We start from the raw sequence: 1,165 nt of genomic DNA, 5'->3' as shown, positions 1-1,165 counted from the left end.
CTGGGTCTCGGGCTCTGCCACGACGGTCGGTGAGTGGGGAGCCTGCCGCACGGTTCCCGTGTCGAGGGTGCCGCCCTCGCTGACCAACCGCAGGTCCCGCGCCGCCTGTTCGGCACCGAGGCGTTGGTCCGGATCCTTGAGCAGCAGTCCTTCGATGACCGGGGTGAGGATGCCGGCCCGGCGAGGGGGCGGCAACTCCGAGTCCACGATGGCCCGCAGGGTGCTGAGAGGTGTGTTCTGGCGGAAGGGCGAGCTCCCCTCGACCGCCGCGTACAGCAGCACGCCGAGCGACCACAGGTCCGACGCGAGTCCCCCAGGCTTGCCCAACGCACGCTCCGGGGCCAGGAACTCCGGCGATCCGACGACTTCACCGGTCATGGTGAGCGCTGTGCTGCCCTCGACCACGGCGATACCGAAATCGGTGAGTATCACCCGGCCGTCCTTGGCCATCAGCACATTGGCCAGCTTGACGTCGCGGTGCAGCACGCCGGCCTCGTCGGCGGCGCGGAGCGCGGCGAGCACCTCACCACCGATGGACGCGGCGCGCTGCGCGGTGAGCTGGCCCTCGTCCTTGAGCAGGTCGGCCAGCGACTGGCCTCGTACCAGCTCCATGACAATCCACGGGCGGCCCTCTTCCATGGCCACGTCGTAGATGGTCACCACGTTCCGGTGCGACACCCGGGCCGCAGCCCACGCCTCACGCTCCAGCCGCATGTACATCCGCTCGACGGCGTCCGCGGCCAGCCCGGCAGGCGCCCGGACCTCCTTGATGGCGACCTCACGGTGCAACACCTTGTCGTGGGCGCGCCACACGGTGCCCATGCCGCCTTCACCGAGGAGCGACACCAGGTGGTAGCGGCCGGCGATCACACGCGTGCGGCCCGACTCTTCGGACACGGTGTCCTCACTGGTCATCGGGGCGATTCTTCCTTTCGTCATGCAAGCGGCTCGTCGGAGCGCGGATGTAGCCCTTGGACCATCGATTCCCGTGCACGACTGCCGTCGGCGGAAACGCTGTTCATCCGCCGGATCGCAACGCTGTGTCTCTGCCCCAACGTGGTGTGCGGGAGGACTAGTGCCGCGGCAGGCAACGTTTGCCCGTCAAGGAGCGGCGTCCGGTGCGTGCTCTCGGTGTGCCGGCCGGAAGTCCTCGTACTGGACGTAC

General features: G+C 68.9%; 1 protein-coding gene. It reads right to left on the bottom strand.

From position 1 onward, the window contains the following. The coding region (locus tag AB0J04_RS34960; protein ID WP_363172634.1) for a serine/threonine-protein kinase at positions 1 to 915 on the bottom strand (915 nt) is incomplete at its 3' end. Positions 916 to 1,165 lie beyond the last annotated feature (250 nt).

The organism is Streptomyces sp. NPDC050263, assembly GCF_040655955.1.
Classification (GTDB): Bacteria; Actinomycetota; Actinomycetes; order Streptomycetales; family Streptomycetaceae; genus Streptomyces.
The sequence above is the reverse complement of the archived record's forward strand: the minus strand, read 5'-3'. Positions and strand labels throughout refer to the sequence as shown.